This window comes from Kitasatospora sp. NPDC048545, from assembly GCF_040651155.1.
Lineage (GTDB): Bacteria > Actinomycetota > Actinomycetes > Streptomycetales > Streptomycetaceae > Kitasatospora.
The window spans coordinates 49957-74361 of the sequence record NZ_JBEZIQ010000050.1 but is presented as its reverse complement, the minus strand read 5'-3'; the positions used below and the strand labels follow the sequence as shown (position 1 = coordinate 74361).

Genomic DNA, 24405 nt, shown 5'->3' with positions numbered 1-24405 from the left:
GGTTACATTCCGAACCCGGAAGCTAAGCCTTACAGCGCCGATGGTACTGCAGGGGGGACCCTGTGGGAGAGTAGGACGCCGCCGAACAATCATTCAGAAAAGACCCCCTCCCTTTCGGGAGGGGGTCTTTTCGCGTTTCCGGACCCGATCGGACCCGGCCGGACCGGACCGGACGGTCTCGGACCGGTTCCGTGCGCCGGAGTCACCCCACCTGCCCGCAGGTAGACCTAGGTCCACCCCGGGATTGGGGTGTCATGGCCAGTGTGGGTGGCGGACGCTTCGTGAAGACTGATGGAGGACGATCGGTACCGGCATCAGGAGCTTCCCGTGACAACAGCGAGTCGTACGAGCGGCACGTCCGTACGTGCTCAGGCCCAGGCGGCTTTCGTGGCCGGCGGTGAGGGGCTGGCCCGGCTCGCCGTGGTGGTGCTGGCCGCGGTGCCGGGGTCCGTGCTGCCGTTGGGCGCCGCGATCCTGTCGGGGGCGGCGGCGGCCCAGTTCCTGGAGGCCTTCGACCTGCAGGTGTTCTTCGCCCTGCTGGTGGCGGCGGCGGTCGGCGCCGTGGTCGCCGCCGCGAGCATCCGCGGTACCGCGAACCGTACGCGCGGGCAGGTGGAGCGCTGGTTCGGCGTGCGTCTGCCGGCGGTGTACGAGCCGCTGCCGGCGCTGGAGCTGGATGCCCGCGGGCACTGGTGGACGGGGTACTCGTACCACCGCTCGCGGACGGTGGCGAGGTACGCGCAGCTGGTCCACTGGGGGCTGCGGGACCGGACCACCCGCTCCGAGCTGGCCTGGCTCGCCGTGAACCCGTTCCTGACGCTGGCCCTGGCCGGGCCGGTGGCCGGCCTGTTCGTGCTCGGCGTCGCGTACGCGATGACGGGGCCGGTGCCCGCCTCCGGGGCCGGCCCGCTGAGCGGACGGACGGAGTCGCTCCTTCTGGGCCTGGCGTTCGGGGGCGCCGCGATCGTGGTCGGGATACTCGTGGCGCCGTTCGCGGTGCGCGCGTACGCGGAGGTGGCCCGGCGGGTGCTGGACCACGGCCGTACCTCGCACGCCCAGCTGACCAGGCGGGTCGCGGAGTTGACCGAGACGCGGGCGGACGCGGTGGGCAACCAGGCGGCCGAGCTGCGGCGGATCGAGCGGGACCTGCACGACGGTGCGCAGGCACGGCTGGTGGCGATCGGGATGACCCTGGGCACCATCGAGCACCTGATGGACACCGACCAGGCGGCCGCGCGGGAGCTCCTTTCCGAGGCCCGGCAGTCCTCGGCCCGGGCCCTGCAGGAGCTGCGGGACCTGGTCCGCGGCATCCACCCGCCGGTGCTCGCCGAGCGCGGCCTGGGCGACGCGGTCCGGGCCCTGGCGCTGGACAGTGCGCTGCCGACCGAGGTGTTCGTCAGCCTGCCGGACCGGCCGGCGGCCCCGGTGGAGGCCGCGGTGTACTTCAGCATCTGCGAGCTGCTGGCCAACGCGGCCAAGCACTCGGGGGCGGAACAGGTGTGGGTGGACATCCTGTACCGGGCCGGCTTCCTGCGGGTCACGGTGACGGACGACGGCGTGGGCGTGGCCGATCCTTCGCGGGGGACCGGACTGCGCGGGATCGAGAGGCGATTGGGTACCTTCGACGGTGTCCTCGCCATCGACAGCACGTCGGGCGGTCCGACCACCATCACCTTGGAGTTGCCGTGCGAGTTGTCCTCGCCGAGGACCTCTACCTCCTTCGCGAAGGTCTGATCAGGCTGCTGGAAGCGCACGGGTTCACCGTCGTCGCGGCGGTGGAGACCGGGCCCGAGCTGCTGGAGGCGTTGCTGACCCACCGCCCGGACGTGGCGGTGGTCGACGTCCGGCTGCCCCCGACGCTCACCGACGAGGGTCTTCAGGCCGCACTCAAGGCCCGCCGGGAGATCCAGGGCCTGCCCGTCCTGGTGCTGTCGCAGCACGTCCAGCAGCTGTACGCACGGGAGTTGCTGGCGGACGGTACCGGTGGGATCGGTTACCTGCTGAAGGACCGGGTGTTCAACGCGGGGCAGTTCATCGACGCGGTCCGCCGGGTGGCGGCGGGCGGGACGGCGATGGACCCGGACGTGATCGCCAAGCTGATGCAGACGACCTCGCGTCGGCCGGGCCCGCTGCTGCGGCTGTCGCCGCGTGAGCGGGAGGTGCTGGAGCTGATGGCCGAGGGCTGTTCCAACTCGGCGATCGCCGCCCGTCTTTCGGTGAGCGACGGCGCGGTGGCCAAACACATTGCCAACATCTTCACCAAACTCGAAGTCGCCCCTGCGGAGGACGCCAACCGCCGGGTGCTGGCCGTGCTGACCTATCTCAACGGCACTGCTGGGCAGGGCCTCTGACGGTCCGGGCGGTCCCCGCGGGAGGGTCGCGCCGTACCGCGACCGCCGTCGTGCCCCGGACTGTGACACTCCGGCCTGCGGGAACGCTTAAACAGGTGTACGAGTAAACTCCGGTGGGCCGAGCCCGGAGGTTGCTCAGCCGTCCGGCGGCCCGACCAGCGGGACCCGGCAGTCGAGGCAGCGTACGGCCGCAGCCGACATCCAGGGGTTGATAGACGTAATGGCACGCCCAACGCTCACCAAGGCCCACCGGGGCCTGCTCGGCCTGGTCGCGGCCGGCGCCTGCATCATCTCGGGCATCGGTTTCGCGGGTTCGTACAACGCGGTGCGTGAGCTGGCCATGGAGAAAGGTTTCGGCGCTTTCTCCTACGCCTTCCCGATCGGCGTCGACGCGGGCATCGTCGTGCTCCTCGCGCTGGACCTGGTGCTGACCTGGCTGCGGATCCCCTTCCCGATGCTGCGGCAGACCGCCTGGCTGCTGACCGTCGCCACCATCGCCTTCAACGCGGCCGCCTCCTGGGGCGACCCGCTCGGCATGGGCATGCACGCCGTCATCCCGGTGCTCTTCGTCGTCGTGGTCGAGGCCTCCCGCCACGCGGTCGGACGGATCGCGGCGATCACGGCGGACCGTCACATGGAATCGGTCCGGGTGATGCGCTGGCTCCTGTCCCCGGTGCCGACCTTCCGGCTCTGGCGGCGGATGAAGCTCTGGGAGCTCCGCTCGTACGACGAGGTCATCCGCCTGGAGCAGAACCGGCTCGTCTACCGGGCACAGCTGCGCTTCCGCTACGGCCGCGGCTGGCGGCGCTCGGCGCCGATCCAGGCGCTGCTGCCGCTCAAGCTCGCCAAGTTCGGCGTGCCGCTCGACCCGGCACTGCTCGACCGGCTGGACGACGAGGCCCGCGATCGCGGGGTCGAGGAGGCCCCGGCGGGGCCGGAACATCGGGCGCTCGCACCCCAGGACGGCCGTGCCACCGCCATCGCCCCGACGGTGGCGACCGCGGCGGCGGCCGCCCCGGCCGGTCCCGCGCAGCAACTCCCGCAGCAGGCGCCGCAGGTCCAGCAGGCTCCCCAGCTCCAGCCTCAGTCCCAGTCCCAGCCTCAGCCCCAGTCCCAGTCCCAGTCCCAGCCTCAGCCCCAACCGGAGCCGGCCCAGGCCGCGGCCCCGGAGCAGGCCGCCGCTCCCGCCCCCGTAGCCGTCGCGCCGATGCCCGCCGAGGTGGCCGCGCCCATGCTGGCGAAGCTGGCGGCCGTCCGGCTGCGCGCCGCGCAGGAGCCCGAGGAGGTGCAGGACGCCGCCCCGCAGCCGCGTCGCGAGGAGCTGAACGTCTGGACCGAGCGTCCGGTGCGCACCACCGGCCATCCGGCCGACGCCGCCCCGGGCGGGCGGGTGCCCGGCCAGGCCTCGCCCTGGTTCAAGCCGCCGCGTCCGGTCGAGGAGTCCGCTCCGGCCGGTGCGGTCACTGCTCCCGCTTCCGGGCCCGCGGCCGCCGCCCCGGCGCCCCGGCCGCAGGGCCGGCGTCCGGCCGACTCGCAGCAGCCCGAGCCGTCGGCCGAGCCGCAGCAGCAGGCCCAGCAGGCCCAGCAGGCCCAGCAGGCCGGGCGGCCCGCGCAGGCCGAGCAGCCGGTTCCGGCCGAGGAGCCCGTCCAAGCCGAGCAGTCCGACACCCGGCCGGCCTCCTCGCGCCTCGACCCGGACGTGGCCTACGAGGCCCTCGTCACGTACCTGGACAACCACGGCCACCAGCCCGACCCGCAGCGCCTCGCCGACTGGCTGACCAGGGAGTACGGCGTCTCCGGCAAGGGCCCCGACGGTTCGGTCCACCCCAAGGAGGTCGCCGAGCTCTACCCGGAGCTGCGCGACCGCTACGCCGCCGCCGGGAGGGACTGACCGGGACGGCCCGTCGTCCGGGGGCCGGGCGGCCATTGACGCCCGACCCCGCCGGAGCTACCTTCGCATCAACAAATTGTTGAAGCGCTGGTTCGGCACGGAGGAGTGCGGATGTCGCAGGTCGAGGTCGACGGTAACGGTCCGACGGGCGGAGCCTCCTTCTCCGACGCCGCCCGGGCCGCCGTGGAGACGCTGCTCGTCCCGGTCGACGCCGATCTGGCGCGCCGGTACCGGGGTGACTCCGGGACCAGGCAGCCGGCGCACACCGTCTACGTCCCGGCCGACGCCTTCGCCGCCGACACCGTCCGGGAATGGGGCCGCCGGGCCCTGGAGGCCTTCGACACCCACGCCGCCACCCCCGCCGAGCTGGGCCGCGCCCTCGGCGTCGCCGACGACGAGCTGCTCGCCGACGTGCACGCCCGGGTCCGCGCCAAGCTGGAGCGCGAGCCGGTCGAGGACCTGCGGATCGACTTCGAGGACGGCTACGGCCCCCGCCCCGACGCGGAGGAGGACGCGGCGGCCGTCCGCGCCGCCGAACTGGTCTCCGCCGCCGTCGCCGAGGGCGAGGCCCCGCCGTACATCGGCATCCGGATCAAGTGCATGGAGGCGCCGGTCCGCGCCCGCGGCATCCGCACCCTGGAGCTGTTCCTGGCCACCCTGCTGGCCGGCGGTGGCCTGCCGGAGGGCCTGGTCCTGACCCTGCCCAAGGTCACCTACGCCGAGCAGGTCACCGCGCTGGTCCGGCTGCTGGAGGACTTCGAGCGCCGGGCCGGGCTGCCCGCCGGCCGGATCGGCTTCGAGATCCAGATCGAGACCACCCAGGCCATCCTCGGCCCGGACGGCCGGGCCACCGTGGCCCTGATGATCGCGGCCGCCGAGGGCCGGGCCACCGGCCTGCACTACGGCACCTTCGACTACAGCGCCTCCTGCGGCGTCGGCGCGGCGTACCAGAGCATGGACCACCCGGTCGCCGACCACGCGAAGGCGGTCATGCAGGTGGCCGCCGCCGGCACCGGGGTCCGGCTCTCCGACGGCTCGACCAACGTCGTCCCGACCGGCTCCACCGAGCAGGTGCACGCGGCCTGGAAGCTGCACCACGACCTGGTCCGCCGCTCGCTGGCCCGCGCCTACTACCAGGGCTGGGACATGCACCCGGCGCACCTGCCGACCCGCTACGTCGCGGTGTACTCGTTCTACCGCGAGGGACTGGCGGCCGCCGCCGCGCGGCTGGTCGCGTACGTCGCCAAGGCGGGCGGCGACGTGATGGACGAGCCGGCCACCGCCCGGGCGCTCAGCGGCTACCTGCTGCGCGGCCTGGACTGCGGCGCCGTCGACCTCGCCGAGGTCACCGCGCTGACCGGCCTCGACCGCGAGCGGCTGGACGCCCTGGCCGGTCGCTGAACCCCGGACCGAACGGCTTCCCGAGCGGCTCCCGACCGGTCCGGCCGCCCCAGCCGCCGGCCGGACCGGCCCCGGCCACCGGTCCTCCGTCCGCGCGCCAACTAGGCTGGCGGTGCCGCCCCGGCGCAGCACCCGGGGCGCGCGCCGCCAGCCATCGCCGTTCCCGGGAGAACCACCGCGCCATGCCCGCCACGCCGGAGCCCACCGCCAGGCCGTACCTCACCATCCGGCGGGCCGGCAGCCACGAGACCGAGATCAAGAAGTCCCGGTTCATCTGCCACCTCGCCCGGGTCGACGACGAGGACGCGGCGCAGGCCTTCATCGCGGGCATCCGCAAGAAGTACTGGGACGCCCGGCACAACTGCACCGCCTTCGTGGTCGGCGACGAGCAGCGCCGCGAGCGCTCCAGCGACGACGGCGAGCCCGGAGGCACGGCCGGGGTGCCGATGCTGGAGGTGCTGCGCCGTCGCGGCCTGACCGACACGGTCGCCGTGGTCACCAGGTACTTCGGCGGGATCAAGCTCGGCGCGGGCGGCCTGGTGCGGGCGTACGGGAACGCGGTGTCGGAGGCGCTGGACGGGATCGGTCTACTGGAGCGGCGGCCGGTCGCGTTGCTCGCGGTGACGGTGGACCACGTCCGGGCCGGCCGGGTGGAGAACGACCTGCGGGCGGCCGGGTACACGGTGAGCGACCTGGCCTACGAGGCGGCCGGGGTGCGGATCGAGGTCGGTGTGCCGGAGCCCGGGACGGCGGCCTTCCACACCTGGCTGGCCGAGGCGACCGGGGGCACCGCGGTGGCGGTCCCGGCCGGTCGCACCTACGTGGAGGTGCCGGTCTGAGCGGGGGCGGCGGTCCGTGCTCCGGCAGGGACCCCGCGGCGGCCCCAGGACGCATTCCGGCGCCCGCTCCGGCGCACACTCCGGGGCGGGCGACAGAGTGGGCCGCGCTGCCCGGCCCGGCCTACGCGCCGGGTTTCGGCCACAGATTCGGCCACATCGCCACCTGCCCGTTTCGGTGGCCGGAGGGGCCTGCCTAGCCTGAACCGGCCGTCGGCCAAGCGCCGTCCGGCAGCCTCAGGACGCCTCCAGGAAGCGGTCGCGATGCCCGTCGTCCAGACCATAACGCTGCCCCCGGGTGCCGAAACCGGCTGGCACTACCACCCGGGCCGGGTCGACGTGGTGGTGCTCTCCGGGACGCTGACCCGGACCCTGTACGACGGCCGGGTCGAGGTCAGCCGCGCCGGTGACTCCCTGGTCGAGGAGGCGGGACCGGTCCACGTCCACGTCGGCCGCAACCTCGGTGCCGAACCCGTGGTACTGATCGCCAGCTACGCCGCCCCGCCGGGCCGTCCGCTGGCGGTGCCGGTCGCCGAGCCCGTCTGGAGCCGCAGCTCGACCGGGCCCGCAGGGTCCTGACCGGGGCCGGAGCGGCCGGACGGGACGGCCCGCAGGAGGCGACCGCACCGCTCCCGGCGGGCCGTCCCTCGTAGCCCAGGCCCCGCGCCGCGCGGAAGACGGCTTGAACAGATTCACCCGAACGTAGGGTCGTGGCCCGGAGTTGGAACTTCCGCTCCGGGCCGTGGCGTTTCCTGGGCAAGGATCCGGCGGAACCGGACGAAACCCATCGATGGAGGACACAGGACCCCACCCCGTACCACGGAGGTATGCGCATGGCCTCAGACCGTTGGACTTCAGACCGTTCGACCTCGAATCGCCCTACCGCGAACCGCTCCCGCGCTCACACCGGTGTCGACGTCCCCGGCCCCCGCGGTCCCGCGACGCCCTACCGGATGACCGTCACCACGGCCCTTCCGCACGCCGAGGCGCTCGCCTTGGCCGACGAACAACTCGCCTCCTGGCTGAAGCAGGAGGGCTACGAGGAGCCCCCGCCCGCCGTCCGCACCCCCGCCGACCGGCCGGTCTCCGGGCGGCGCCCCACCGGCCCCGCCGCCGAGATCCCGCCCCCCGGCACGTCGGTGTTCGACGCACTGCCCCCGGGCACACTGCCCCCCGACACGCCGCCCCTCGACACGCCGACGCCCGAAGCGCCGGGCCTCGCCGAGCGCCTCCGTCTGGGCGAGCGCGTCCTGCTCGACCGCGACCACGGCCCGCTGCGCGGCGGCCCGGCCGCCGGCCGCTACGACCGCCGCCGCCTGCGCATCCCGGCCCCGCACGGCACCCGGCAACTCACGCTCACGGTGGCCACCGGCGCCGACGGCGTCACCTGGGTCCGGCTGGAGGCCGAGACGCACAGCACCGGCAGCGGTGTGCGCACCCCCTGCCGGGTGCCCGTGCCCGAACTCGCCCGCTCCCTCCTGCCGCTGCTCGACGCCGCCGACGGCCCGGCCGCCGTCCACTCCGCGCCCCGGGTGATCACGGCCGACGCGGTGGACGCCCTGATCGACGAACTGTGTGACCCGGAACGCCGACTGACCGTCGTGGTCGCCAGCGTCCCGGTGAACCTCCCGGTCGACCGCTGGGTCCAGGACGTGGTCGGCCCGCTCTGCCAGCAGCTCCCCGGCCTGGCCACCACCTACGTGCTGGATCCCGGCGCCCGCACCGCGTTCAACGTCGCGCTGGAGTACCACACCGTCTACGGCGGCGCGGTGCGCACCTACCTGCCCGAGGTCGATCCGGCCTCCCGGCAGGACGGCGCACGGCATCCGGTGCTCGCCCGGGGCCGAATAGAACAGGACCTGCGCCGCGCCGCCGGGCTGCTCGCCCGCGAGCCGCGCCGGCTCGCCGCCGAGCAGCCGCTCCCGGCGCCGCTGGCGGCCGTCCCCGTGCTGCGCGTCCCGCCGTCGCAGCTCCGCCGCGGCACCGGGCCGGGCGACGACCGGGGCACGGCGGACCCGGACACCGGGCGGACCGTCGCCGTCGCCGAACTGGCCGCGCTCGCCCACGAGGAGCAGCAGGACAGGGCGGAGCAGCAGGCCAGGGCCGACGAGCTGGAGCACGTCCGGCACACCCTGCGCCTGGAGCGCCGCGACCACCGCGAGCGCGGCCAGGGCAGGGAGGGCCACGACGGCCGGGACGGTCGGGAGGGCCGCCTGCGCGCCGGGGCCCGCGCCCTGGCCGGTCGCCACTGCAGCACGTCCGGCACCGGTCCTGCCCTCGGCCGGCACCCCGTCGGCCGTCCCGAGAGCTTCACCGAACTCCTGGCCAGACTGGGCGAGTTCCCGCTGCTGTCCTTCACCGGGGACCAGAAGGCCGCACTCGCCCTCGACGAGCTCCAGCGCACCGGCGCCGGTTGGGCCCGGATCGCCTGGGACGGCCTGACCGCCCTTCAGGAGTACGCCGAGGCAGCGGTGCGCGGAACGGCCGGCGGGGACTTCAAGCAGTGGTGCGAGCACACTCCGGAGGGCTGCCACCGCTTCCCGCCCCGCAAGGCCGTGCGCGGGGAGTCCAGGACGGTGTTCAGCCACACCAAGTGGAAGCGCGAACGGATGCTGCCGGTACCGGAATGCGTGGACGCCTCCCGGCGCGCGTTCATGGGTGCACACCTGCGGATCGGCGGCGGCCGCACCGCGCCCCGGCTGCACTACCTGGACGACTGCTCCGGCAGTGGCCGGATCTACGTCGGCTACATCGGTCTCCACCTCACCAACACCCGGACCAACTGACCGGCTTGGCTGACCGCCGGGCCCGTTCGGTGGACAATGTCCGGCAGGGGTGGGTCCGCGGGTTCGCCGACCGCCCCGGGCAGGCGCCGGACGAGCATGGGGGAACGACGACCGATGCAGCACTCAGCAGACGGCCGGTCCGACGGAACCACCACCGTCCGGGTCCCCCAACCGGGCTTCCTGGCCTCGGTCTTCCGCGACCTCGGGGTCGACGGGGCCCCGGAGCCGGACGGCACCGGCCGCCCGCCCGCGGGCGCGGCCGATGACGGCCCGTCCGTCCCGGGCCCCGCCGGCGCCGTCGACCCGGGCGGCGCCGACCGGGCCGACGGCGACCCCGGCGATCCGGAGGAGGCCGTCGCGGCGCACGCCCGGGCCGCCGCCCTGACCCACCACCGCACGCTCACCGTCCGGGCCGAGCACGACCGGCTGGCCGACCTGCTGCGGCGGGCGGCCCTGCCGGTCTCGGCCATGGACTTCGAGAGCCAGCTGCGGCACTACGAACCCCGTCCCTACCCGGCCGACGGCCCCGGCACCGCCGACGTGCCGGAACCCCGCTGGGCGGACTTCGCGCCCGCCGACCCGACCGCGGCCGACCCGGAGAGCGGCCCGTCCCGCCGACTGCTCGACTCCGGCTACCAGCGCGAACTCGCCCAGGCCAGGCTCACCCACCAGCGCGCCCTGCGGGAGTGGCGCACCCGCCGCGCCGAGGCCGGGAGCCCGGCCGCTGACGAGTCCCGGCGCACCCACGAGGCCGCCGAGGAGGCCCGCGCCCGCGCCGTGCGCGAGTACAACGAGAGCCTGGAGGAGTGCCGACGGGCCTACCGGCTGTCCGAGCCGGCCGCCGTCGAGTCGCTGCTGGAGCGGGCGCTGGCCGCCGCCGAGACCGCGACCCAGGACCTGCCCGCCCCCTGCCGGGCGGTGTTCCGCCCGCTCACCCGCACCGCCGTGCTGGACCTCGACCTGCCGCCGCTCGACCTGGTGCCCTCGCTCACCGGCTACCGCCTCGCCCCGGACGGCGACATCGTGCCGGTGCCGCGCCCGCCGGCCGACCGGGCCACCGACTACCTGCGCCTGGTCGCCCGGCTCGCCCTGCGCGCCCTGCAGGCCGCCGACGCCGTCGACACCGACGAGATACTCGCCGGCGTCGTCCTCAACGGCTGGCTGCGCGAGCCCGGTCCGGCCGAGCCGCTCTGCCTGGTCAGCGTGGACGCCGACCGCGACGCGCTGGCCCGCACCCGGCTGCTGCCCCCGGGGACCCCGTACGAGGAGCGCGACGACGAAGGCGTCTACGCCGACGCCGAGCAGGACGAGGCCCTCGTCCGGCTGCGCGGGCTCGGCGCCGCCGTCACCCCGGACCCGTACGACCGGGTCGGCGTCCGTCCGGCCGCCCAGGCCGGGGCCACCGTGCCGGCCGCGCCCGACCTGTCCGCCAACGAGTTCGCCCAGCTGGTGCGCGACCTTCTCACCCGGGGCGGGATCGCCGAGTGGAGCGTGCGGCTGCGCGGCCCGGCCGGGCTGGTCGCCACCGGTGAGGGCGCCCCCGCCAGCGCACTGCCCGGCCGCTGGGTGGTCTGGGCCTCCCGGGACCCGGAGCCGGTCACCGCGGAGCAGATCACCACGCTCGCCGAGGCGGTCCGCGAGGAGTCCGCCGAACGCGGCCTGCGGCTGACCACCGGCCGCTTCACCGACGAGGCCCTGGACCTCACCGCCGAGGAGAGTCACCGCCACATCCACCTGGTCGACGGCGACGGCGTCCGCGAACTCGCCCGCACCCACCTCGGTCTGCCGCTCGCCGCCGGCCGCTGACGGCTCCACCCGGGGCCGACGGCATCCGCCCGGCCGCGCACCGCCGCCCTCCCGCGGCTGGCCGCGCCGCACCGCTGACCGCCCGCCGCCCCACCTGCGGGATCACCCCGACGGCCCATCCGGCGGGCATCCCACCGGGTCCGGCCCGACGCTGGGGAGCGGGCCCCGGCCATGCCCGGCACCCCGGTCGACAGAGGTCGAACGGCCGTCCGGTACGGTCAGCGGTCGGCCCGGCCACGGGCGGACCCCAGGGGGAGAGGAATGGGCAGAGCGCTCGGCACACCACACGGCGACACCGGCCGGCCGGCCGCACCCGCGGCGGAGGTGGCCCGATGACCGCCGTCCTGGTCGCCGCCGGGGCGTTCCTGATGACGCTGATCGGTGGTTTCGTCGCCCAGCGCACCGGCGACCGCCGCCACCTGGTGCTCGGCTTCGCGGCCGGACTGATGCTCGGCGTGGTGGCGTTCGACCTGCTGCCCGAGGCGATCCACCAGGCGCCGGGCGAGGTGCACGGCGTGCCGCAGGCGCTGCTGATGTTCGCGGCCGGCTTCCTCACCATCCACGTCGTCGAGCGCGCGGTCGCCATCCACCGCGGCCACGAGGGCGAGTACGCCGAGCACACCCACGGCGGCCACCACCACGGCCACTCCCACGGACACCAGGGCGTCGGGCTGACCGCCGCGCTGGCCCTGGTAGGCCACAGCGTGATGGACGGCTTCGCGATCGGCGCCGCCTTCCAGGCCGGCTCCACGGTCGGCACCGTGGTGGCCATCGCGGTGGTCGCGCACGACTTCGCCGACGGCTTCAACACGTACACGATCACCCGGCTGTACGGAAACAACCGGCGGCGGGCGCTGACCCTGCTCGCGGCGGACGCGCTGGCGCCGGTGTCCGGTGCCGCGATCACCCTGGCGTTCACCATCCCGGAGCACCTGCTCGGCCTCTACCTGGGCTTCTTCTCCGGCTTCCTGCTCTACCTGGCGACCTCCGACATCCTCCCCGAGGCCCACAGCCCGCACCCCTCGCGCACCACCCTGCTCTGCACTCTCGCCGGGGTCGGCTTCATGTGGCTGGTGATCGGCTTCGCCGCGTAGGCCGCCGGGCCCGTGCGGCCCCGGTCGCATCGACGGGCGGTGCCCCGCCTCCGCCCGTTCCCGGGCTTGCTCCTGGGCCCGAGCCTGGGCTTGAGCCTGGGCCTGAGCCTGGGCTTGAGCCTGGGCTTGATCCTGGGCCCGAGCCTGGGCTTGCTCCTAGGCCTGAGCCTGGGCTTGCTCCTGGGCCTGAGCCTGGGCTTGCTCCTGGGCCTGAGCCTGGGCTTGCTCCTGGGCCTGAGCCTGCGCCTGGAGACGTCCCCAGCCCTCGCGCATCGAGGCCAGCGCCTCGGTGATGGCCGGCCGCCGGGAGGCCTGGGTGCGCCAGAGCGCGAACACCCGGCGTCCCGGCTCCGGCGTCACCCGGCGGGCCGTGACCCCGGGCGGCAGCGGCCCCCGCCCGAGCCTCGGCACCAGGCCCATCCCGAGACCGGCCGCGACCAGCGCGATCTGGGTCTCGAACTCGCCGACCTGGTAGCGCACGTCCGGCTCCTCACCGGCCTCGCGCAGCGTGCGGACCAGCCAGTCGTGGCAGATGTTGCCCGGCGGCACGCTGATCCAGCGCTGCCCGCACAGCCGCTCCACCGGCACCGGGTCGAGCGCGGCCAGCTCGTCGTCGGCGGGCAGCAGCAGGTCCACCGGGTCCGTCCCGAGGTCCATCCGGGAGACGCCCTCCTGCACCGGCAGCGGCACCGTCGGCCAGTCCTGCACCAGCGCCAGGTCCACCTCGCCCCGGGCCACCAGATCGGTCGCCGGGTAGGGATCGCGCTCCAGCAGCCGTACGTCCAGCTCCGGGCAGCGCCGCCGCAGGTCGGCCAGCACCCCGGGCATCAGCCCGCGGGCCCCGGACGCGAACGCGGCCACCAGCAGCCGCCCCACCGCCTGGCCGCGCTGCTCCTCCAACCGGACCTCGGCCCGCTCCACCAGCCCCAGCACGGTCTGCGCGGTGGCGGCCAGTTCGCGGGCTGCGTCGGTCAGCACGATGCCCCGGCCCTGTCGCTCCAGCAGTACCGTCCGGGTCTCCCGCTCCAACTTGGCGATCTGCTGCGAGACCGCCGAGGGCGTGAACCCGAGCGCCGCCGCGGCCCCGCCGACCGAGCCGTGCACCGCCACCGCGTGCAGCGCCCGCAGGCGCCCCAGATCCATCATGCAGTGATTCTAAAGTGTCACCTTCAGAATTCATCGCTGGTGCTACACAGTCCCGCGCCACCATGCTCAGTCCATGACCGCGACACCCGCCGCGAGCGGCACCGGCCTCCCCGGCAGCACCAGCAGGGTCGGCGGTACCGGCAGGGCCGGCACCGTTACGAGCACCCCGAGCACCCCGAGCACCCCGAGCAGCACGAGCACCCCGAACACCTCGGGCATGAGCGCGCCCCACATCGCGCTGGCCGTCCTGGTGGCCGCCGTCTGGGGCCTCAACTTCGTCCTCATCCACGTCGGCCTCGACAACTTCCCGCCGCTGCTCTTCTGCGCCCTGCGGTTCGCCGTCGTCGCCGTGCCCGCGGTCTTCTTGGTCGGCCCGCCCAAGGTGGCCTGGCGCTGGGTGGTGGCGGTCGGCGTGGTCCTCGGGGTGGTCAAGTTCGGGCTGCTCTTCCTCGGCATGCACGCCGGGATGCCGGCCGGCCTCTCCTCCCTGGTGCTCCAGGGGCAGGCCGGCTTCACCGCGCTGTTCGCCGCCGTCGTGCTGCGCGAACGCCCCGGCGGGCAGCGGCTGCTGGGCCTGGCGATCGCCTTCGCGGGCATCGCGCTGAGCGCGTACGGCCAGGGCACGGGCGGCCCGCTGGGCGCGTTCGCCCTGGTGGTGCCGGCCGCCGCGGCCTGGGGCCTGGCCAACGTGCTGACCCGCAAGGCGGCGCCGCCGGACGCGCTGCGCTGGATGGTCTGGGTCAGCGCCGTTCCGCCGCTGCCGCTGCTGGGCCTGTCCCTGCTGGTCGAGGGCCCGGACGCGGACCTGCGCGCGCTGCGCGACATCACCCCCGCCGGACTCGGCGCGATCGCCTACGTCGGGCTGGTCTCCACCCTGCTGGGCTTCGTCGCCTGGAGCTTCCTGCTGCGCAGGTACGACGCCACCGCCGTCGCGCCCTACTCGCTGCTGGTGCCGGTGTTCGGGATGTCCTCGGCCTGGCTGCTGCTCGGTGAGCGGGTCGGCCCGACGGCCGGTGCGGCCGCGCTGCTGGTGATCGCCGGGATCGGGATCACCGCGGTGCGTCCGGGGACGTCGCGCGCCGTGGTGGCCCGGCTGCGAGGAACCGGGCCTCGGCGGAGCGCAGCACCCGCAGCAGTACCTCCTCGTCTGCGGGGCTGACCTCGCCGAAGTACTCCCGCGCCACCTCGTCCCGGACCTGCCCGATCCGCTCCACCGCGGCGCGGCCGGCCTCGGTCAGCAGGATGCGCACGGCCCGCCGGTCGGCCGGGTCGGGGGTGCGCTCGACCAGCCCGGCCTCCTCCAGCGCGTCGACCACGGTGGTGGCCGAGCGCGGGGCGATGTGCAGCTTGTCGGCGAGGTCGCTCAGCCGCATCGCGCGGTCCGGCGTCTCGCAGCCCGGCACGTGGGCGAGCGTGCGCAGCGCCCGGGCCTGGCCGGGGGTGATGCCGTACGGCTCCAGCCGCCAACCGGTCTGGCGGCGGATCCGCTTGATCGCCCTGGTCATCGCGTCCGCCAGTTCGGCCGTGGCCCCGGTGTCCTCGGGGGACCCGGTGCCCTCGGGTGACCGGGTGCTCCCGGGGGAGCCGGTGGCGGCGCGGGGGTCGGAGGAGGGGTCCGCCGGGTCGTCGGTCGGCGTGGTGGTCATCGGCGGTCTCCTCGGCTGGTGTCCGGCCAAGCGTAGCGACCGGTCGGGTGCGTTCGGTGGTCGGCCGACGACGGTCGCGGAAATATGTTGAGCTTAGCTCAGCATCTGGGTTAGCGTAGGCCTGAGTGAGGGGACCCTAAGTTCTCTCCCGGACCCTGGAGCACCCATGCCCGTTTCCACCGCCCGCGTCGCCACCGACCGCCCCGGCCGCTACGCCAAGCAGCTCGCCGCCCACATGGGACGCAAGATCGAGACCTCCTACTCCGAGGAGACCGGCCGCGGCACGCTCGTCTTCGGCGCCGGCACCGCCACCCTGGAAGCGCAGCCCGACGCGCTGCTGCTCACCGTCGAGGGCGAGCGCGACAAGCTGCCCGGCCTGGAGGACGTCGTCGGCCGCCACCTCGTCCGCTTCGGCACCCGCGACGAACTCGTCGTCGAGTGGCACCGCGACAACGGCGAGGCCGGCCTGGTTCACCGCAACGAGGACCCCGAGGCCTGACCCGTTCCCGCACCCGGCCGGGGCAGCCACCGGTCGAGCGGCCACAGCACCAGGACGGCCACGCACCAACTCGCCACCACGTCCAACAGCCAGTGGAAGTCGCTCCACACCAGCCCCGCGCCCACCCCAAGCGCCAGCAGCGCCGCGCCCGCCGTCAGCACCCGGACGGCGCGCGGCCCCGACACCCGGGCCAGCAGCAGCGCCGCCACCCCGTACGAGATCGCCGCGGTCGCGGTGTGCCCCGACGGGTACCAGCCCCACTGCTCCGGCGTCAGCGGATCCCCGAGCGGACCCGGCCGGGCGAAGGCCGCCTTCGCCGGGACCACCAGCAGCGGGATCAGGCCCGCCGTCAACGCCGCCACCGGCAGCGGCAGCCACCAGCGCCCCGCCCCCGCGCGGTGCCACCGCCGGGCTGCCCACGCACCGGCCAGCACCAGCACCGGAACCGCCGGGACACCGCCACCCAGGTCCGACAGGACGTGGCCGAGGTGGTCCGGCAGCGCGCCCGGAACGCCGTGGCGCGCCGCGTGCACCGCCCGGCGGACCCAACGGTCCAGCCCCAGCAGCGGCCCGTCCACCGCCACCTGCCAGGACACCGCCAGCAGCACCGCCGTCGCCGCCACCGGCACGGCCACCGACCGTGCCACCCGGCTCGCCCCGCCCACCCGGGCCGGGACGGCGGACAGCCGCCCCGGAGCAGGGGGGAGAGCTCCGGGGCGGCTCTGATGATCGCCGTTCCGTGCGCCCCGGGGGGTGTGGGTCGGACGGTCGGTCGATCGGCCTTCGGTATGCGCCACCCCTCCCGGGGCGGCCTGGTTGTCCTCGCGGCGCACCTGCGGACCCGCCCCCGAGGGAGGCTCCGCGGACGGCTCCGCCAATGGCTGAGGCTCGCTGTCCATCTGCGATGACACTACGTCAACAGCCCTTCCGCACCGAGCGCCTTCAGCGATTCCGCACATCATCTTCACCCCGCGCAGGGCAACCTCCGGGGCCGCCCGTCGATCATGCACCGGCCCCCGCACCGGCCCCCGCACCGGGCCGCTGCACAACCGAACGGCCCGTGCGGACCAGAGGTCCCCACGGGCCGTTCAGCGCTGTCCGGACATCCCTCCGGCGGGGGTTCACGACCTGACGGGCGGCACCGCTCAGAGAGCGGCGAACGCGCCCTCCAGGATGTCCAGGCCCTCGTTCAGCAGGTGCTCCGGCATCACCAGCGGCGGCAGGAAGCGCAGCACGTTGCCGTACGTGCCGGCGGTCAGCACCACCAGGCCCTCGGCGTGGCAGGCCTTCGCGATGGCCGCAGTGACCTCCGCGTTCGGCTCCTTGCCACCCGGCTTCACCAGCTCGACGGCGATCATCGCGCCGCGGCCACGGACCTCGCCGATGATGTCGTACTTCTCCTGCATCGCCCGCAGGCGGCCCAGCATGACCTCGCCGATCCGCTGCGCCTTGCCGTTGAGGTCCTGCTCCTTCATGGTCTCGATGGCACCCAGCGCGGCCGCGCAAGCCACCGGGTTGCCGCCGTAGGTGCCGCCCAGGCCACCCGCGTGCGCGGCGTCCATGATCTCGGCGCGACCGGTCACCGCGGCCAGTGGCAGACCGCCGGCGATGCCCTTGGCAGTGGTGATCAGGTCCGGGACGACACCCTCGTCGTCACAGGCGAACCACTCGCCGGTGCGGCAGAAACCGGTCTGGATCTCGTCCGCCACGAAAACGATGCCATTCGCCTTCGCGTACTCCACGATCGCCGGCAGGAAACCCTTGGCCGGCTCGATGAAGCCGCCCTCGCCCTGGATCGGCTCGATGATGATCGCGGCGACGTTCTCGGCGCCGATCTGCTTGTTGATGATGTCGATCGCCTGCGCGGCGGCCTCGGCGGCACAGTTCTCCGCACCGGTCAGCCAGCGGTACGGGTAGGCCACCGGCACCCGGTAGATCTCCGGGGCGAACGGACCGAAGCCCTGCTTGTACGGCATGTTCTTCGCCGTCAGGCCCATGGTGAGGTTCGTGCGGCCGTGGTAACCGTGGTCGAACACCACGACGGCGGTGCGCTTGGTGTAGGCGCGGGCGATCTTCACCGCGTTCTCGACCGCCTCGGCGCCCGAGTTGAACAGCGCAGTGCGCTTGTCGTGGTCACCCGGGGTCAGCTCGTTCAGCTGCTCGGCGACGGCCACGTAACCCTCGTACGGGGTCACCATGAAACACGTGTGGGTGAAGGCGGCCAGCTGCTCGCTCGCCTTGGCCACCACGGCCTCGGCACTGTTGCCGACATTGGTCACGGCGATGCCGGAGCCGAAGTCGATCAGCGAGTTGCCGTCCACGTCCTCCAGCACACCGCCGTTGGCACGGGACACGTACACCGGCAGGGTGGTGCCGACGCCGGCCGCCACCGCACCCAGCTTGCGGGCCTGCAGCTCCTGCGACTTCGGACCGGGGATCGCGGTGACCAGGCGGCGCTCCTGCGGGAGCGGCGTTGCGGCGCTCATGGGGTATCTCCAGACTTCTCGACTCGGTGCTTCGCAGGCTACGGCCGCCCTCTCCACCCGGGCATGCGCCACTCGGTAGCAGTGCGCCGTCCGACTTGTCCTGCACGGCCAGCACGGGCGACACGACTACCCGCAGGCCCCGAACCACTACCCTGAGCGCGGGCGTGTCGCCGGTACGGCGGCATGGGTATGGCGGCACCGACGGCGGTCGGGCCGGGCGGGCGAGGGAGCGGGGCCGTACATGGCACAGGACGGGTCACACCACCACGGCGAGCGCACCACCACCAGACCCCCCACCCCCCTTCCCCACCAGCGGCCCGGCGCGGCCGCGGACGGCTCCTTCGACCTCCCCGCGTGGGCCTGCGCCCCGCGCCCCGAAGCCGAACCCGGCGTCTACCGGCTCGGCTACCGCCGGCTCGACCCCGAACGGGCGGAAGCGGCCAAGGTCGCGACCTGGCCGTTGCTGCTCAGGGCGGGGCTCAACGCGGTGGTGGCCTGGCTGGCCTTCGTCTACGGCACCCAGCTGGTGCTCCACCTGATCGTGATCACCGTCTGGGTTGAACACCCCACCGAGACCTTGGTCACCGTTGTCGGTCTGTCGGTCAACCTTGCGGTGGCCGCGGCTGTCATTACGGTCTTCGGCCGGATGGGCCGCTGGCCCGAGGTGTGGCGCCGGTACGTGTCGCCGTTGCTGTCGCGGACGGTGACGCACGAGGTGCGTGCCGAGGAGAACGCCCCGGCGGTGGCCGAGGCGGTGCGGCGGCAGGACCCGTGGGACGGGCTGCGGCAGGGCGGGGCGGCGGTGGCGGCGGCGCGGCTCGACAGGGAGGCCGTGGGGGACGTCGACTACGTGCGGATCCGGCGTGCCTGGGAGTCCGCGCAGGCGGACCCGGTGTTCGTGCCGGCCTTCAGCGAGCAGGTGGCCGCCCGGGGGGCGTCGGCGTTCGCGCACCCTTCCGAGACGCGCGAGCTGCCCGGTCGCGCCGAGCAGCACGACCTGCTGCTCGGTCAGGTCCGGCTCGGCACCGCGCAGGACGTGCCGAAGAACCCGTTGAGTCACCGGGCGGCCGGTTTCGCGCTGGACCCGGCCCTGTTGGGTACCTCGGTGCTGGCGGTGGGCCCGGCCGGGACGGGGAAGACCACCCGGCTGGCGCGGCCGGTGGCGGAGGCGTTGTGCCTGCAGGCGCTGTCCGGTACCGCCTGCGCGGTGGTGGTCGGGGCGGACGACGCCGATCTGGGCCCGGATGCCTGGTACGACGTGGTGATCGCGCCCGGTGACCCGTCCTCGGTGTACGGGCTGGACCTGTACGGCGCCGCGGGGGATCCGGACGAGGCGGCCGCCCGGCTGGCCGAGGCGTTGCTGCCGGACGAGTTGACCGCCCGTGCGGAGAACGCCCGCACCGCGCTGCAGCAGGTGGTGGGCCCGTTCCACGCCGCGTACGGCCGCTACCCGGGGGTGCGGGAGCTGCGGTCGCTGCTCGGCGGTGATCCGGACGCGTTGGCGGCCCTGGTGAAGGTGCTGGGGACGGCGGGCCGGCTGGCCCTCCACGAGCGGGACCTGGAGTACCGGGAGCGTCAGCGTGACCGCGCGGACGATCCCGGCGCGCTGTTGGCGGACCGGCTGGCGCTGTTGGACCGGCCCGCTTTCGAGGGTGCTTTCGCGACCGACGGCACCGGCCGTCCCGCGTTCGCGATGCGGGTGCTGGACCACCCGCTGCGGGTGCGGGTGAAGCTGCCGGAGCGCAGCCATCCGGAGGCGGCCCGGATGTTGTCCCGGCTGGTGGTGGGGCAGTTCGTGCAGGCGGCCGGGGCTCGTGTGGACCGCTCGCTGTTCGCGGGCCTGGTGGTGGACGACGCCTCGGCGGCGCTGGACGCCACCGCGGTGCGCGGCCTGCAGCGGATGCGGGGTGCGAACGCCGGCGCGGTGCTGTTGCTGCGGACCCTGGTGGACCTGCCCGAGGCGCTGCGGGCGCCGCTGTTCGGCGCGGTGGGCTGCCGGATGGCGTTCCCGGGGATCGCGCCCTGGGACGGGCGGCTGTTCTCGGAGGCCTGGGGGACGCACCTGGTGCAGGAGACGGCGGTCACCCACACCCCCGACACTTCGGGTGGGGTGATACGGCGGGCCGGGCGGGTGGGGCGGAAGGCGTTGTCGGGGACGACGGCGCAGACGGAGTCGGTGACGACGCGGGACGTGGAGCGGTTGCGGTGGTCGCCGTCGGACCTGGCGCACGCGTTGCCGGCGGGGCACGCGGTGGTGTCGTTGACGGCGGTGTCGGGGGAGCAGGTTCCGCCGCTGCTGGTGGATCTGCGGGGGTGAGGCGGGGCCGTCCGGGGGTGTGGAACGGGGTGTGGAACGGGGCGGGGCAGGGGGCGCGGCCGGGGCGGGGTGGAAGTCGCCTTCGAGGTGGATTCGGCAGTGCCGGTTGTCCGGGGCGTCCATAATGAAGGGGAGAGACCCTCACCAGTCCCACGTCCCTCTCCTCGCCCGGCCGCAATGGCGCGGTCAGGTCGATCCCCCGAAGGTGCCATGCCCCCCACACTCGCCTCCGTCGTCCGCAACAGTTCGCTCCACCTGACGGTTCTTTCCGGCGCGGATCACCTGGAGCGGCCGGTCCGCTGGGTGCACACCAGTGAGCTGGACGACCCGACGCCGTTCCTGGAGGGTGGCGAGCTGCTGCTCACCACCGGTATCAAGCTGGGCCGTACGGCGGCGCAGTTGCAGGCGTACGTGCACCGGCTGGCCGATGCCGGGGTGGTGGGGCTGGGGCTCGGGGTCGGGTTGTCGCACACCGAGGTGCCGCAGCCGCTGGTGGACGCGGCGGCGCAGCGCGGGTTGCCGTTGTTGCGGGTGCCGGAGCCGACGCCGTTCATCGCGATCAGCAAGGTGGTGTCGGCGGCGCTGGCCGCGGAGCAGTACGAGGCGGTGACGACGAGTTTCGAGGCGCAGGAGGAGCTGACCCGGGCGGCGCTGGGCAAGGACGGCACGACGGCGGTGGTGCGTCGGCTGGCGGCGCGGCTGGGGGGCTGGGCGGCGCTGTACGACGGGTCGGGTGCGCTGTCGGTGGTGGCGCCGGACTGGGCGGCTCGCCGGGCGGGGCGGCTGGCGGCCGAGGTGGATCGGCTTCGTCGGCGGCCGGCGCCGTCGAGTGCCGCGTTGCAGGGGCGGGCGCCGGGGATAGACACGGCGGACGAGGACTACGTGGTGGTCCAGTCGTTGGGGGCGGACCGGCGGGCCCGGGGTTTCCTGGCGGTCGGGACCGAGGACCGGATCACGCCGACCGAGCGGTACGTGCTGAACGCGGCGGTGGCGCTGCTGACCCTCACCCTGGAGCGCTCGCGGGAGCTGCGGCAGGCGGAGGAGCGGATGGGCGCGGCGCTGCTGCGGATGGTGCTGGCCGGTGAGGTGGCGACGGCCCGGCAGGTGGCGGTGGGGCTGTTCGGCGGACTGCCGGAGGGGACGATACGGGTTCTGGTGGCCGGTGCAGGGGCGGCTAGCGCGGATGCCGCGGAGGCGTTGGGGGAGTTGGGGGACCGGGCCGAGCAGGCGGGTTCCCGGGTGGGCGAGAAGCTGTTGGTGGCGCGGGAGGACGGCGCGCACGGGCCGCGGTTGATGGTGCTGGCGTTGGACAACGGCGCGGTGCACCGGGCGTGCCTGGGTGCGGTGGAGGAGCACGAGGGCTTGTCGCTGGGCGTTTCGGCGCCGGCCGCGTTGGAGGAGGCCGGGACGGCGAACGCGCAGGCCGAGCGGGCGCTGGCGGTGGCGTTGCGGGGTGGTCGCCGGTCGGTGGACCACGAGGAGGTCGGTGCGGGTTCGCTGTTGCCGCTGCTCGGGGAGGACGCGGTGACGGCGTTCGCGGAGGGGTTGTTGCGGCCGTTGCGCGAGCACGACCGGACGGCGCGCGGTGACCTGGTGGCGTCGTTGCGGGCGTGGCTGTCCAGGCACGGCCAGTGGGACGCGGCGGCGGCGGACCTGGGTGTGCACCGGCACACGCTGCGCTACCGGATGCGGCGGGTCGAGGAACTGCTGGGCCGTTCGCTGGACGACACGGACGTGCGTATGGAGTTGTGGCTGGCGCTGCGTTCCGGGGAGGAGTAGGACCCGGCTGGACGTGGTGGAGTGGCCCCGGAGTCGAACGCTCCTAGTCGGCCAATCCGGTCAGCGCGCCGACGCCCCTACCCTCGGATTCCGGTCCCACGTCCGTGCGGGCCGTACGAGACGAGGAGAGGGCCGGTACCACGGTGACCACCACGTACGATTTCTGGCTCGCCGGCCGCCGGGCGAGCGGTGACGCCGACTTCGAGGTGCACAACAGCTGGGACGGCCGTCTGGTCGGCAGGGTGAGCATCCCGACCGAGGCCCAGGTCGAGGAGGCGCTGGACGCGGCCGTCGCCGCGCTGCCGGTGTTCGCCGCGACTCCGGCGCACCAGCGTGCCGCTGCCCTGGACCACGTGGCCAAGCGGCTGGCCGAGCGCACCGAGGAGCTCGCCCAGCTGATCACGGCCGAGAACGGCAAGCCGATCAAGTGGGCCCGCGGTGAGGTCGGCCGTGCGGTGTCGGTCTTCCGCTGGGCCGCCGAGGAGGCGCGCCGCACCAACGGCGAGACGATGCGGCTGGACACCGACCCGGGCGGCGTGGGCCGGTTCGCGGTGGTGCGCCGTTTCCCGCGCGGTGTGGTGCTGGGCATCGCCCCGTTCAACTTCCCGCTGAACCTGGTCGCCCACAAGGTCGCCCCGGCGATCGCGGTCGGTGCCCCGATCATCCTGAAGCCGGCTCCGGCGACCCCGCTGTCGGCGATGGTGCTGGGCGAGATCCTGGCCGAGACGGACCTGCCGGCCGGTTCCTGGTCGATCCTGACCGTGCCGAACGACCGGATGCCGGCGCTGGTGCAGGACGACCGCCTGCCGGTGATCTCGTTCACCGGTTCGGACAAGGTCGGCTACCAGATCATGGACTCGGTGCCGCGCAAGCACTGCACCCTGGAGCTGGGTGGCAACGCCGCGGCCGTGGTCCTCGCCGACTGGTCCTCGGAGGCCGACCTGGACTGGGCGGCGACCCGGATCGCGATGTTCGCGAACTACCAGGGCGGCCAGTCCTGCATCTCGGTGCAGCGGGTGATCGCCGACGCGTCGGTGTACGACGCGCTGGTGGAGAAGGTCGTGGCCAAGGTCAAGGCGCAGGTCACCGGTGACCCGAACGACTCGGCGACGGACGTCGGCCCGCTGGTCGACGAGAACGCCGCGAAGCGGGTGGAGTCCTGGGTGGAGGACGCGGTCGCCAAGGGCGCCAAGGTGCTGACCGGCGGTGCCCGGGAGGGGGCGACCTACGCCCCGACCGTGCTGGCGGAGCTGCCCGGGGACGCGATCCTGGCCAAGGCCGAGGTGTTCGGCCCGGTCCTGTCGCTGCACAGGGTGGACGGCGTGGACGAGGCCTTCGCGGCCGTCAACGACTCGCTGTTCGGCCTGCAGGCGGGTGTGTTCACGCACGACCTGCAGACCGCCTTCCGCGCGCACCGGGAGCTGGAGGTCGGCGGTGTGATCATCGGCGACGCGCCGTCCTACCGTGCCGACCAGATGCCGTACGGCGGTGTGAAGGACTCCGGCGTCGGCCGCGAGGGCGTCAAGTACGCGATGGACGACTACACGGTCGAGAAGGTCCTGGTCCTGACCGGCCTCGACCTCTGACAGACGCGTCGACGTGTCGCCGCGGGGCCCGGTTCGTCGAACCGGGCCCCGCGCGCGTTCAGCGGTCGTGCCCGGCCGCGGCGGCGACCGACTCCTCGACGGTGGCGTTCCCGGCGACCAGTTCCAGGGTCAGTCCGGCGGTGCCGGGTTCGCGCAGCAGGGCGGCCAGGACGGCGGCCACGTCGGCCCGGTCCACCGCGCCGCGCGCGACCGTGGGGGCCAGCCGGACCAGTCCGGTGCCGGGGCCGTCGGTGAGCCGTCCGGGGCGCAGCACGGTCCAGTCCAGGGCGGTCCGGGCCCGGACCGCGTCGTCGGCGGAGCCCTTGGCGCGCAGGTAGGTCTCGAAGACCTCGTCGGCGGGGTGGCGGGCGTCGGCGTCGGCGCCCATCGAGGAGACGATCAGGTACCGGCGGACGCCGGCGAGTTCGGCGGCGTCGGCGAGCAGGACGGCGGCGTCGCGGTCGACGGTGTTCTTGCGGGCGGCGCCGCTGCCCGGTCCGGCTCCGGCGGCGAAGACTACCGCGTCGGCGCCGGCGAGCAGGTCGGCGAGCTGCGGGGCGGTGGTGGCCTCCAGGTCGAGCAGCAGCGGCTCGGCTCCGGCGTCGATCAGGTCCTGGGCTTGTTCGGGGCGGCGGATGATCCCGGCGGGGCGCTCGCCGCGTGCGGCGAGCAGCCGTTCCAGTTCCATCGCGATCTGTCCGTGGCCCCCGGCGATGACGGTGCGCATGGCTCCGACGGTAGCCCGGGGGTGCCGGGTCGTCCTGGGGAAGCCTCGGGAGTG

Annotated in this window: 20 protein-coding genes and 1 rRNA gene; 15 read left to right on the top strand and 6 right to left on the bottom strand. The window is 74.4% G+C overall.

Going from position 1 to position 24405, the window contains the following annotated elements; genetic code table 11:
• The 10 genes from rrf to AB0D10_RS34875 form a co-directional block, all read left to right on the top strand.
• A 5S ribosomal RNA gene (gene rrf / locus AB0D10_RS34920) occupies positions 1-87 on the top strand; the annotation flags it as partial.
• A 240-nt stretch (positions 88-327) separates the two neighbouring features.
• Positions 328-1734 (top strand): histidine kinase, encoded by a 1407-nt coding sequence (locus AB0D10_RS34915; RefSeq protein WP_360263380.1) that lies wholly within the window; start codon positions 328-330, stop codon positions 1732-1734.
• Positions 1686-2351, top strand: a complete 666-nt coding sequence (locus tag AB0D10_RS34910; RefSeq protein ID WP_360263377.1) for a response regulator transcription factor — start codon at positions 1686-1688, stop codon at positions 2349-2351. The genes AB0D10_RS34915 and AB0D10_RS34910 overlap by 49 nt, the downstream gene beginning before the upstream one ends.
• A 220-nt stretch (positions 2352-2571) precedes the next feature.
• On the top strand, positions 2572-4242 hold the full coding sequence (locus AB0D10_RS34905) for a DUF2637 domain-containing protein (RefSeq protein ID WP_360263375.1): 1671 nt from the start codon (positions 2572-2574) through the stop codon (positions 4240-4242).
• A 111-nt stretch (positions 4243-4353) separates the two neighbouring features.
• The gene (locus tag AB0D10_RS34900; protein ID WP_360263372.1) at positions 4354-5643 is read left to right on the top strand and encodes an aldolase/citrate lyase family protein; all 1290 of its coding nucleotides are present in this window, start codon (positions 4354-4356) and stop codon (positions 5641-5643) included.
• A 182-nt stretch (positions 5644-5825) separates the two neighbouring features.
• Positions 5826-6482, top strand: coding sequence for a YigZ family protein (locus AB0D10_RS34895; RefSeq protein ID WP_360263369.1), 657 nt, complete (start codon positions 5826-5828; stop codon positions 6480-6482).
• Between the two features lie 261 nt (positions 6483-6743).
• Positions 6744-7058, top strand: a complete 315-nt coding sequence (locus AB0D10_RS34890) for a cupin domain-containing protein (protein ID WP_360263367.1) — start codon at positions 6744-6746, stop codon at positions 7056-7058.
• Between the two features lie 374 nt (positions 7059-7432).
• The gene (locus AB0D10_RS34885) at positions 7433-9265 is read left to right on the top strand and encodes a hypothetical protein (RefSeq protein WP_360263364.1); all 1833 of its coding nucleotides are present in this window, start codon (positions 7433-7435) and stop codon (positions 9263-9265) included.
• 114 nt (positions 9266-9379) lie between these two features.
• Positions 9380-11071, top strand: coding sequence for a restriction endonuclease (locus tag AB0D10_RS34880; protein WP_360263361.1), 1692 nt, complete (start codon positions 9380-9382; stop codon positions 11069-11071).
• Between the two features lie 332 nt (positions 11072-11403).
• Positions 11404-12165 (top strand): ZIP family metal transporter, encoded by a 762-nt coding sequence (locus AB0D10_RS34875; protein ID WP_360263358.1) that lies wholly within the window; start codon positions 11404-11406, stop codon positions 12163-12165.
• A gap of 156 nt (positions 12166-12321) precedes the next feature.
• Here the strand turns inward: AB0D10_RS34875 and AB0D10_RS34870 are convergent, their stop codons facing one another.
• Both AB0D10_RS34870 and AB0D10_RS34865 read right to left on the bottom strand, forming a co-directional pair.
• A complete protein-coding gene (locus AB0D10_RS34870; RefSeq protein WP_360263355.1) occupies positions 12322-13311 on the bottom strand; it encodes a LysR family transcriptional regulator in 990 nt (329 codons plus the stop codon).
• A gap of 66 nt (positions 13312-13377) precedes the next feature.
• A complete protein-coding gene (locus AB0D10_RS34865) occupies positions 13378-13530 on the bottom strand; it encodes a hypothetical protein (RefSeq protein ID WP_360263353.1) in 153 nt (50 codons plus the stop codon).
• Here AB0D10_RS34865 and AB0D10_RS34860 point away from each other — a divergent pair.
• Positions 13529-14470: an EamA family transporter gene (locus AB0D10_RS34860; RefSeq protein ID WP_360263350.1), complete on the top strand. Its 942-nt coding sequence runs from the start codon at positions 13529-13531 to the stop codon at positions 14468-14470. The two genes, AB0D10_RS34865 and AB0D10_RS34860, sit on opposite strands and share 2 nt — an antisense overlap.
• Here the strand turns inward: AB0D10_RS34860 and AB0D10_RS34855 are convergent.
• Positions 14361-14957, bottom strand: a complete 597-nt coding sequence (locus tag AB0D10_RS34855) for a MarR family transcriptional regulator (RefSeq protein WP_360263348.1) — start codon at positions 14955-14957, stop codon at positions 14361-14363. The genes AB0D10_RS34860 and AB0D10_RS34855 overlap by 110 nt on opposite strands.
• 166 nt (positions 14958-15123) lie before the next feature.
• Here AB0D10_RS34855 and AB0D10_RS34850 point away from each other — a divergent pair, with 166 nt between their 5' ends.
• On the top strand, positions 15124-15456 hold the full coding sequence (locus AB0D10_RS34850; RefSeq protein WP_360263345.1) for a DUF2218 domain-containing protein: 333 nt from the start codon (positions 15124-15126) through the stop codon (positions 15454-15456).
• Here the strand turns inward: AB0D10_RS34850 and AB0D10_RS34845 are convergent.
• Entirely contained in the window at positions 15429-16103 is a 675-nt protein-coding gene (locus AB0D10_RS34845; protein ID WP_360263342.1) for a phosphatase PAP2 family protein, read from the bottom strand. The two genes, AB0D10_RS34850 and AB0D10_RS34845, sit on opposite strands and share 28 nt — an antisense overlap.
• Before the next feature lie 498 nt (positions 16104-16601).
• Positions 16602-17942, bottom strand: a complete 1341-nt coding sequence (gene gabT, locus AB0D10_RS34840) for a 4-aminobutyrate--2-oxoglutarate transaminase (protein ID WP_360263339.1) — start codon at positions 17940-17942, stop codon at positions 16602-16604.
• A gap of 241 nt (positions 17943-18183) precedes the next feature.
• On the opposite strand from gabT, the gene AB0D10_RS34835 reads away from it, so the two are divergent.
• From AB0D10_RS34835 to AB0D10_RS34825, 3 genes are all read left to right on the top strand, one after another.
• Positions 18184-20259 (top strand): ATP-binding protein, encoded by a 2076-nt coding sequence (locus tag AB0D10_RS34835; RefSeq protein ID WP_360263336.1) that lies wholly within the window; start codon positions 18184-18186, stop codon positions 20257-20259.
• 210 nt (positions 20260-20469) lie between these two features.
• A complete protein-coding gene (locus AB0D10_RS34830; protein ID WP_360263333.1) occupies positions 20470-22038 on the top strand; it encodes a PucR family transcriptional regulator in 1569 nt (522 codons plus the stop codon).
• 143 nt (positions 22039-22181) lie between these two features.
• The gene (locus AB0D10_RS34825; protein ID WP_360263331.1) at positions 22182-23624 is read left to right on the top strand and encodes an aldehyde dehydrogenase family protein; all 1443 of its coding nucleotides are present in this window, start codon (positions 22182-22184) and stop codon (positions 23622-23624) included.
• A gap of 58 nt (positions 23625-23682) precedes the next feature.
• On the opposite strand, the gene AB0D10_RS34820 is transcribed toward AB0D10_RS34825, so the two are convergent.
• Positions 23683-24351: an NAD(P)-binding oxidoreductase gene (locus tag AB0D10_RS34820; protein WP_360263328.1), complete on the bottom strand. Its 669-nt coding sequence runs from the start codon at positions 24349-24351 to the stop codon at positions 23683-23685.
• Between the last annotated feature and the right edge of the window lie 54 nt (positions 24352-24405).